Here is a 9,548-nt window from a genome sequence, read left to right on the forward strand (position 1 = left end):
GGACTCTCATAAAGAACGAGGGACCCTAAGGGCTCAGGTCAGATGTTATCAAGGTGGAGCCGCTCTAACAAAAAAGAATTTAAAGCCCGAAAGTAGGGGCTGAAGCGCTTGTTTGGGACGTTCTAGCGACTTTGCGTCACTAATTTTGCAGGTCAAATGGCGGGACCTAGCGCGAAGCCGAGCGCGTCCCAATCTGTTGCGGTCCTCGACCTAAGTAGCAATATCGAACCTAGTATGGGAAAATCACCCTAGAATTCGCGCACCACACGAAACCCAGTATCGTAGGTCTGTTCGCCAATGTATTTTTGCCAAAAACGATATCCTGTAATGTCGGATATAGGGCTGGCATAGTGACCTCCTAATAATACTCTCTGACTACAGCTCTCAGAGTTTACTTTACGGTGCGTGTTGATTGAGTTTTCTTGGTAGACCAATCGCGATGATACGCAGTTTGCGGTCCATTCCATAACGTTCCCTAGCATGTCATGAAGACCAAATTCGTTCGCGGGATACGAACCAACTTGTTGCGGCCATGGTTTAAATCCGTCTACCGCGGCAACGGATTTATTAATCACGTTGCTTGTAATGTATGTCTTTGGGGTTCCAGCTTGCGCGGCGTAAACCCACTCTTCTCGCAATGGAAGGCGATAAGTTTTTCCTGTTTTTTTGCTGAGCCAAGCCAAGTAAGCGTTCGCATCATTCCAAGACACGAAGGAAGCCGCATGTTTTCCTCTGCCGAAGTCACGGGGATCAATTTTGGGGCAGGCCCCATCGCGAGTGCAGGCATTAAACTGGTCGTATGTAATTTCGAACCTACCGATTGCGATCGGCTGAAGTGTCAAAACAGGTTTTCGGCCCTCTGAATTCTCGTCGAACACAAAGAATGTGCTTGGTAAAAGAGTAAGTTCAGGACAAACTTCCTCGCAGTCTCTGAACGGTGTTAGAATTGGGGTTGCAGCTATCGAATTGTAATAATCTGAATAAGATTTATCTCGGTAGCCCGCGACCATTTGCGCAAACCATGGTTTCTCTAGCCAATAGGGCTTCGGCTTTACAGCGTAGAGGCCGTGATGAAGATCAATTCCCTGCGCAGGCAAGCGGCTTAGAGCAAATTTCAAGCCATCCTCATCGCGGATTCCTGAGTAATAGCTGACCAAAGCCATGGAAAGCGTTGTTGAATTTGGAGCGATCAGTACGGCTTCCTCAAGAGTTGTTTTTACTTTTGCGACATCTTTTTCTCGAACGGAATTTGATGCGGCTTCAAGATAGGACAATACCATTTTTTCAATGGTTGATTTTAGGGGTTTCAATTTCTCAGCGGCCTGTAGTCGTTCAACTGGGTCAGTTGCGCGACGCTCGATTAGTCTAAGAACTTTCACAGCCTCTTCCGGTTGTGCCAACACGCCTGCATAAAGTTCGACCGCCTTAAATCCAGCTTTCGCCTTGCTTTTGTCTGCCTCGAAGGCTTGGGCGAAGAGACGGGCGGCGCGGCCATTTAATCCAGCGGCAAGGGCCGCCTCGGCATCGGCCTCTGCCGTGAGCGAGACGCTTTGAAGCGCGATCGTGTCGAGCAGGCGCTGAACACCAGCCTTGTCTGCTTCAGGCGCTAGCGACAGGGCGAGCTCTGTTTCAGTGCGTGCTTCGTCAAATCGCTGGAGCCCGAGTAATGCCATGCCTGAGTAATAGCGCACACGGTAGTCAGATGGTGCCTTGGAGATCGCAGAACGCACCGTGGCAAGCGCCTCAACATAGTCGCCCTGCGCAATTAGGGTCTCAGCGCGCTGAATCTCGAACGAAACATTGCCTTGGGCAAACACGGTGGAAGGGCTGAAGATCAAAGCCGCGCCACACATCGCTAAGGCTGCAAAAAGGATCCGCTTATTCCGCCGCAAGGCCTGTCTCCTTGTACAACTAAATTAGTCTTATGGCGTGGTGGGCGAGGATCCTGCAAGCTCCCGTTCGCGGATTTCAACATTGCGCCTTTCCGACCTAAATGGATCAGAGTCGAACTCCGGAGCCCTTGAAAACTGCAGCTTAAGAGAAAATGGCTTGGACCTATATTGATTGACAAACCCCTGAACGCTGGAGAGGATCTCGCCGCGCCGGGTAGGTGTCGCATCGCCAAGCCGGAAGCGCAGGCCTTCAGAACCTTCGCCACCAAACCGTCCGGGCGCAACCTCAGGACCAGCCCCCTTCAGAAGATAATAATAGGCTCCGGTAAATCCCGCTGAGAGTCCAGTTACACCAAGCGCGAGGGTTATCCGGTTTCCTTCCGCCATCAGGCGATCATGGCGCGTACGTGCGATCGTGTGCATCTCTGTGAGTGCTGCCTGAGTTGCGTTCCAGTCCGCTATCATCGACGCGTTCAGTTTGCGAACAATATCCTCCCACATGTCGAGATCTGACAATGCTGCGCGCACTTCCTGAAGATCGGAAGACTTCTCCCCTCTGTTACTGATCTCCGTAGCCGCCGCGAAAGCTGCATTGCGCTTCCGGATGAAGGCTTCGCTCAACTCATTTTCATGGGAGACGATCGTCGATTTCCAATTGTAAAGCGCTGTGCTGAATAGTCCGCTTCCGGCTTGGATCTGATCAAATGCCTCCTGTAAATCTTCGGCCAACAACCTAACGCGTTGGATCGCCTCGTCTAGCGAAGACTTCAGCCTGTTGATAACGAGATTGAGCTCCCGCTCCTTGGCTGCGATCTGTTCAGCCGTTGCCCGAATGATCGACTGACCGGAATGGGGAAAGCTTTCACCCTTTGCAAGGATCTGGGAGCGGGTCTGATTGCATCCCGAGCAGAACATGCCATTGCGAAACTCGTCGAGGACAGATTCCTTGTTGATCTCTGCCTTGTTTACTTGGTTCTTCAGGTCGCTCTCGTTCGACGCCAGCCGATTATGCTCGTTTCCGCCTGCCTGCACTTTGGAAAACAGCCTCTCCAACGCATCGGCGACCGTGACGAACCATGAGCGCGCACTGCCGTCCCGTGGCGCTACGCCGCGAACGAACGCGCTTCCAGCCGCAGACGATGTACTCTGGCCCATTCTAGAGGGATCGAGCAATTGAGCATTCGCGGGCATTGCTATCGTGATTGCCGGAAGCGACGCCGCGCCCAGCAAAAAACGCCGTTTCGACAATAGGCTTGTTACCGGCTTCGCCTCATTCATGATAGGTGCGCTGCATTTCGGTCGCGGCATTCTAATTCCCTAAACCAGAAAAATTTCCAACTTTGTTTTGCGCTTAGCCGCTCTTTGTAAATAGTTTTTTTACGCTGCGTCAATTATCCAAACATCGGCTAGACGCGTTCAAATTCAAAGATAAGCCGGTAAGTTGATTTCCTGCAAGCGCCAAATGCCAGCAAGTTACACCTGAGTAAGCCTTTCTCATATCCGAGGTTAGAATTTACTGAGTGAAGATAGCCTGCTTCTAACTCCATTTCAGAGAAAAATCTCAGAAACTCTATGAACTCAGCTCTTTACAACTTGAAATACTCCGGGTTTGCTTGTCATCGTTCCCAGAGGTCTGCCCCAAGGACCTAGGAAGGCCGAGGCCTAAAACCCCTAAGAAAGGACTTGTTATGAACAACCCTAAGGCAAATGCGGCGCTGAAAGCCCGATCAAAAGGGCCTTCGACACGCTTTGCTCAGCGGGCTGCCTTGCCGGCGCTATTGCTGGCGGTCTTTCTTGCGGTGCCTGCTCTCGTCTTGGCTCAAGGAGGAAATGGGCCAGTTCTGCAGCGCGTCGAGCTTCTAATTTCGCGCGGCGAGTATGTTGAGGCGCTGGCCGCCGTACGTTCCGCTAGCGCTCAAGCGCCAAAGGATTACCGTGTGCGCTATTACTCAGGTATGGCATTACTTGGGCTTCAGCGATTTAGCGAAGCACGCGCTGAGGCAGAAACTGCGCTCGCGCTAGCGCCCGATGAAGCTAAAGCAAGCGTCAGACGATTGCTTTCCACGATTGATTTGCAAAGCGCCTCTATAACGGCAGAAGCGGATGCAGAAGCTGCGTTTGCAGCCGGGCTAAATGGCCGCGCCGCACGCCTCTTTGCCCAAGCATTCGAGGCGGATCCGTCAAAATCCAATTCAGGGTTTAAGGCTGCAGATATCTTCCTAACTGGCCTCGCCCAGCCCGTCGATGCTGTGAAGATCCTGAGAAAGATAGAGGCTAACGCCGCTAACCTCTCTGACCGCGTAAAGGCTACCAACGAACTAAAGAAACTTGCGCCTGTCTATTCACCGATTGTGTTAGAGCTTGTAGGACAGGCACGGTCCCTGATTGATGCGGGGAACCAAGCAGAAGCTAAGCAACGGATTTCAGACGCCCAAGCACTGGCACCAAGTAGCCGCGATGTCCTGATTCAGCAGTTGCGATTGGCAGCACTTGGAGACAAGAACGAATTGCTTGAGGCAGCGTTTATGAGTTTGTCCAAGAGTAGGATTTCTTTTGAGTCCGTGATTCCGGTTCTACCCAGAGCGGAGCATTGGTCCAAGCAGGCTTGGTTTATCCAACTGCTCGAAGACTATCAAGGCGTGGAATATTCTAGAAAAGTTGTGGACTATCTGAACAAGCCCCGTGAATTGAAGGACTGCGAGGAATGTCCGGAAGTGGTTGCGCTGCCGCCCGGTAGATTCGTGATGGGCTCGCCTGCAAGCGAGATCGGGCGTGACAAAGACGAGGGCCCGCAGCGAACGATAAGAATTGATTATGAGATTGCAGTCGGCAAGTATGAAGTTACGATCCGCGATTACGGAGCATGTGTTTTGGCTGCAGGCTGTCGGAGCGTGGTTCAAGATGCGACAGCCCACGGCCACATACCAGTTGGAGTCTCGCTAGACGACGCCAAGCAATATGTTGCCTGGCTCAGCCGCAAAACCGGGCGGAAATATCGGCTCCTTTCAGAGGCGGAGTGGGAATATGCAGCCCGGGCGGGTAACAACGCTCAGTGGAGTTTTGGTGACGACCAAAACATCTTGGCCAATTTTGGCTGGGTGAAATTGAATTCCGAAAGCCTCCAACCGGTTGGGGGTAAAATTGCCAATTCTTTTGGTTTGCATGATATGATCGGAAACAGATCGGAGTTGGTTGAGGACTGCTATCATCCTGATTATTCTGTTCAACCTTCGGATGGTTCAAGTTATCGGCCCCCAAGTTGTTCTACCCACGTTAGTCGCGGTGGCGCTTCTCATCTCGATCCAGTGCGATCACGGTCTGCAAATCGTATCGAACATGAACCAAGCCCACATAAATTAGATGGTTTTCGAATTGCGAGACTGCCGAATTAAGCTGCCGCTTAGAATCCAGCCATAAGTCTGCAGGATGTTCGACGGAGATGAAGCGCAACTAATCTGCCAACTGATGAATGTCCGCTTTAGGGAAGCCCAGAACTCGCCCTGATTGGAAACGACTGGCGCAAAGCAGACCAAAAGCTATCTGCAGAAATAGATGGGCTCCGCGTCCTAAAGATTTATCCCAAGGCAAATGATCGAAAGCTTACTCATTCTCCCAATTCAACCAGTACCGCGCATTTCGATTTTCACCTGTTCGTATTATGGCACCGAGATCGACCAAATTGACGAGATCACGGGTTGCCGTGGCGGGGGAAGCGCCGGTGATTTTTTGATAGTTGGACGCGCTCAGCCCCCCTGCAAAACCATTTGGCCCTACTTCAAACAAGCGCAATAGGGCTCGCTCTTGTCGCGCATTAATGAGCTCCTGGAGTTCAGTGAGCATCCTTGTCTTTGCGATGACAAAGAGGACGCGCCGACGGGTGTTCTGTTGGGCGGCTAGTACGGTTTCACCAAACCATTCGATCCAGGGATCAATCTTATTTGAAAGGCTCGCCTCATGCAGTTTGGCGTAATAGGCACGTCGGTGAAGCTTAATGGCCTCAGACAAAACCGTGAGGCTCGGTGCACTAGTGGCTTGTGCGAGGGCAAGCTCTGCAATGGCGCGACCGATCCGCCCGTTACCATCTTCAAAGGGGTGGATAGATTCAAACCAAAGATGGGCGACTGCTGCGCGTATGACAGCGGGCAGGGGCACTGAACCCGTCGGGCTGCTTGATTTGAACCAATCGAGAAAGGCATTCATTTCGTCAGGAACGCGGTCTGATGGCGGGGCTTCAAAATGAATGGTTTCGCGACCGATTGGACCAGAGACAATTTGCATCGCGTCAGAGTGGTTGCGATATCGGCCAATACTCGACAAGTCTCGTCGTCCGTTCATCAGCATGCCATGCCAAGCATAGAGCCGATCCTGATCCAAGGGTGCATCAAAGCCACGATAAACATCGGCCATAAGCTCGACTGCTCCGGTCTCTTTAGGGCCTGATCGACGCAAGGGGGCTTGAAGGCCTAGCTGTCGTGCTAGAGAAGATTGCACGCTCTCGCGGTCCAAGACCTCGCCTTCAATCGCAGAGCTATCTAATGTCTCCTGCGTGATGAGGTCCACTGTCAGCGTAAGGCGCTCAAGCTTTGGAACATGGGCCATAGCCCCCACGATTACGCCCGCATTCTTGAGAAAATTGGCCTCAAGAGTGGTGTAGGCTTCACTTGAAAAAGTGAAGTGCGGCCAATCTGATTGTTGCCAATTCCATGTCATGAGCGATAGATAGCCTTTCTATCGCTCGTAATCAACGAATTTATGAGCGATAGCGGCTCGGCCATCGCTCAAACTTGCCGCAAACGCGGAGACTACAGACTATTCAAATGCGGACGCAAGCTGTCAGCCGTTGCTAGTAAGCTTGCAGCCTCCAGTGATAATAGGAATTCCTCTGGCATGAGTTCGGGCCTTTTGAAGCGCTCGCGCAGTCTTCGTATGGTTGAGACTGCCCGTCCTGTATCAAGCGCATTTGTATCTGCAATGAAGTCGTCGGAGGATCGCGCTTCAATATTGAGGCTATCGAGGATGTGGGCTGGAAAATCTTTTAGATTATCGGTGACGATTGCTGCGGCTTGGGTTTTCAGAGCAGCGGCTAAAACGTGCGCATCGTTGGCATCAGGTAGGTCACTCGCAACCGGCAGCAGATGCTCAAAATCCACAACTTCAGCATCTTCGAATGCCGCGCGCATTTGTTGGATTTGGTGAGCGGCTTTTTCTTGAGCAGTTTCAATTGGGTTGCCGCGCTTGTGCAGCATACCCATGATGGCCCGCTCTGTTTCGTCTAAAACCGGCGTCGACCAACGGATCCGAAAGAAATCTGCTTCAGCAAGTGACAGAAGCAGATTCCTCGGCAGCACTCTGGCTAAAGTGCAGGCATCGATAAATGCGGTGTATCGATTGGCAAACAAGGGCGCTAGAGGAGTTCCGCGTCTATGGCCGCGAGCGCATCAAGTGCTTGGCTGCGGCGGCCATCGCGCGAACGTTTATACTCAAAAAGATCCTCAGCCTTTATGCGCCTATGACGTCCAACGCGCTCGAAGGGCAAATCACCACGTTCCAAGATATTGATGAGGAATGGTCGTGACACATTGAGAATGTCAGCGGCCTGTTGGGTTGTCAGCTGCTGGCTGATTGGAACTAAGGTTACAGCATCGCCTTGGCCCAGATGGCGGAGGAGCTCGATGAGCAGGGCGGACAATCCCGGCGTGAGTATCACCTCGGTTGGGGGCTGATCGACACTTTGTTGAAGGCGCAACGTTGTGCCGCCTTGGGCATGAGCTGCTAGGATTTGGCGTAAGTTATTTGCTACCGCGCGCTCATTTGCTGAGGGCAATCGGCTGCCCAATTCCTGGGCGTAGGCTGGCATTGTCATTTTTCTCTCCCGACGAACTTGGTAGGCCTTATTCGAAATAAACGCAATAAACGAAATAAACGTAAACTGTGTCGACAAGATGGCTTGAGGCTTCCAGCGCTTTGATCAGGCGGAAACGCTACCAGCACGCCGAGCCAGCTTGGCGATTTCGCTCAACCGACGCGTCTCTCCATAATGCTGATCCGTTTCTACGGGCAGGCCAAGCGGGCCTTGCAAACGCTCGATCTCCTTGAGACTAACCGAGCCTAATTCAGGACAGCCAAGCCCTAGATCACACAGACCAAAGGCAATGTCGGGATTATCGGGATCAATCTCGGTCAGAAGCCAGGTCGCATTAGCGGCTGGGGTAAATAGCTTCACGACCGGGACGGGATCAATGTGCTCGCCCGCGGCAGAGCGTGCGCCATTGGCCAGTAATTTTTGACGGATAGTTTGGGTAAAAAGTGATTGTGTCATGTAAGCCTCCTTGAGGCCGCCGCGCACCATGCGAGCGAACTTAGTGAGGCCTGCCAGATGAAAGAGCGCGGCAGTCAACGCGTGCCGAAAGTGCACGCTTGACGGCAAGCTACATCTGGCATCCTTGTGGATTTCGCTTGCATGGTCGCGTATAAAGACAACCGATCTGCCAGAAACATGCCCTAATGTGTCAGCTTGTTAACTTGACCTTTAGGACCGCGCACGCAATATTATGGACATCAACCCCATCAGCTTGCTGGTGGGCCCCTCCAAGTTTCGGCTCGGAGAAACGCCCTTGGTTATGCCAAGGGCGTTTTTGGTTTAAAGTCATTTGATTATGATTCGTGCAGCTTTTTATCTTGATGGATTCAACATCTATCACTCTTTGGACGATTTAAACCGGCCACATCTAAAATGGTTGGACTGGCGGGCCTTGGCCAGTCGATTAGTACCAAGCCGTGACGAAATTGTATGTCGAATTGTCTACTGTTCAGCGCAGCGCACGGACAAGCCAGATCGTTTGATACGGCATCGCCGCTATGTTTCTGCACTGGAAGCAACTGGCGTCGTTTGTAAAATGGGGAATTTTCTTACTGAGAAGCGTATTTGCCGGTCTTGTGGTGCTGATTGGGACGCGCCCGTAGAAAAGCAGAGTGACGTCAATCTTGCGCTCGCGTTGGTTCAAGATGGTTTTGACAATGTTTTCGACCATGCCTACTTGGTGACCGCTGATACAGATCAGGTGCCAGCGGTCGCGGTCATTAAAGAACGTTTCCCGATGAAAAAGGTTACGTCAGTTGTTGTGACTGGGCGAAAACACAATAACGCTCTGCTACAGGCCTGCGGCAATAGCAAGCGCACAATCACGGTAGCGGATTTGGAAGCTTGTTTGCTGCCCAAATTGATTAAAGGTCCATCCGCGGTACTTCGTCCTACAGCTTATGATCCACCAAATTAGTCCTGAGCCCTTTTTCGTACTCTGAGGATCAGTCCGTCCACGCCTGTAAAAAACCACCAAACACCGCGCTGTTTGCTAGGAAAAGCGGTTAGTTATCGCCACTGCGGCGGTCAGTCGGGACAGAAAAGCGGACAGCCAACTTTAAGAAATGTTCCTTGATCACAACCGCCGCCTCAAGGCCAACCTTTCACCCCTTCGGTCCGCAACCATCAATTGTGAAACTTGTCCTATGGTCTGCCTTGCGCCATCAGTTGCCACTTGGGGCGGGTTAGCGGAGCTCCGAAGCGGACATTCCGATCGAGGGCTCATTTATCTGATTTCGTTTCCAGCCTTAGGCCCTTAGGCCGTGTGGACAAAGTATCTGATCCAGAGGCGTGTT

8 protein-coding genes are annotated in these 9,548 nt (G+C 52.0%); 2 read left to right on the forward strand and 6 right to left on the reverse strand.

Going from position 1 to position 9,548, the window contains the following annotated elements; all coding sequences use genetic code 11:
- Positions 1–248: 248 nt before the first annotated feature.
- Together B7364_RS05130 and B7364_RS05135 are read right to left on the reverse strand one after the other, a co-directional pair.
- Positions 249–1,892 (reverse strand): SUMF1/EgtB/PvdO family nonheme iron enzyme, encoded by a 1,644-nt coding sequence (locus B7364_RS05130; protein ID WP_157893505.1) that lies wholly within the window; start codon positions 1,890–1,892, stop codon positions 249–251.
- Positions 1,893–1,922: 30 nt separating this feature from the next.
- Complete coding sequence (locus B7364_RS05135) at positions 1,923–3,200, reverse strand: hypothetical protein (RefSeq protein WP_085338865.1); 1,278 nt, start codon at positions 3,198–3,200, stop codon at positions 1,923–1,925.
- Positions 3,201–3,580: 380 nt separating this feature from the next.
- Between B7364_RS05135 and B7364_RS05140 the strand changes: the two genes are divergently transcribed.
- The gene (locus B7364_RS05140; RefSeq protein WP_085338866.1) at positions 3,581–5,284 is read left to right on the forward strand and encodes an SUMF1/EgtB/PvdO family nonheme iron enzyme; all 1,704 of its coding nucleotides are present in this window, start codon (positions 3,581–3,583) and stop codon (positions 5,282–5,284) included.
- A gap of 208 nt (positions 5,285–5,492) precedes the next feature.
- On the opposite strand, the gene B7364_RS05145 is transcribed toward B7364_RS05140, so the two are convergent.
- From B7364_RS05145 to B7364_RS05160, 4 genes are all read right to left on the reverse strand, one after another.
- Positions 5,493–6,602, reverse strand: a complete 1,110-nt coding sequence (locus B7364_RS05145) for a Fic family protein (RefSeq protein ID WP_085338867.1) — start codon at positions 6,600–6,602, stop codon at positions 5,493–5,495.
- A 92-nt stretch (positions 6,603–6,694) separates the two neighbouring features.
- The gene (locus tag B7364_RS05150) at positions 6,695–7,240 is read right to left on the reverse strand and encodes a PIN domain-containing protein (protein WP_232780815.1); all 546 of its coding nucleotides are present in this window, start codon (positions 7,238–7,240) and stop codon (positions 6,695–6,697) included.
- A gap of 56 nt (positions 7,241–7,296) precedes the next feature.
- On the reverse strand, positions 7,297–7,755 hold the full coding sequence (locus B7364_RS05155; protein ID WP_085338869.1) for a helix-turn-helix domain-containing protein: 459 nt from the start codon (positions 7,753–7,755) through the stop codon (positions 7,297–7,299).
- 105 nt (positions 7,756–7,860) lie between these two features.
- Complete coding sequence (locus tag B7364_RS05160) at positions 7,861–8,211, reverse strand: DUF2958 domain-containing protein (RefSeq protein WP_085338871.1); 351 nt, start codon at positions 8,209–8,211, stop codon at positions 7,861–7,863.
- 337 nt (positions 8,212–8,548) lie between these two features.
- On the opposite strand from B7364_RS05160, the gene B7364_RS05165 reads away from it, so the two are divergent.
- A complete protein-coding gene (locus tag B7364_RS05165) occupies positions 8,549–9,169 on the forward strand; it encodes an NYN domain-containing protein (RefSeq protein WP_085338870.1) in 621 nt (206 codons plus the stop codon).
- Positions 9,170–9,548 lie beyond the last annotated feature (379 nt).

Origin of the sequence: Aquidulcibacter paucihalophilus, assembly GCF_002105465.1 — a bacterium.
Taxonomy (GTDB): Bacteria; Pseudomonadota; Alphaproteobacteria; order Caulobacterales; family Aquidulcibacteraceae; genus Aquidulcibacter; species Aquidulcibacter paucihalophilus.

Bases quoted from the DNA above. Each gene is read 5' to 3' on its own strand.
- B7364_RS05135 (WP_085338865.1), bottom strand. From the start codon at position 3,200: ATGCCGCGACCGAAATGCAGCGCACCTATCATGAATGAGGCGAAGCCG.
- B7364_RS05140 (WP_085338866.1), top strand. From the start codon at position 3,581: ATGAACAACCCTAAGGCAAATGCGGCGCTGAAAGCCCGATCAAAAGGG.
- B7364_RS05145 (WP_085338867.1), bottom strand. From the start codon at position 6,602: ATGACATGGAATTGGCAACAATCAGATTGGCCGCACTTCACTTTTTCA.
- B7364_RS05155 (WP_085338869.1), bottom strand. From the start codon at position 7,755: ATGACAATGCCAGCCTACGCCCAGGAATTGGGCAGCCGATTGCCCTCA.
- B7364_RS05160 (WP_085338871.1), bottom strand. From the start codon at position 8,211: ATGACACAATCACTTTTTACCCAAACTATCCGTCAAAAATTACTGGCC.
- B7364_RS05165 (WP_085338870.1), top strand. From the start codon at position 8,549: ATGATTCGTGCAGCTTTTTATCTTGATGGATTCAACATCTATCACTCT.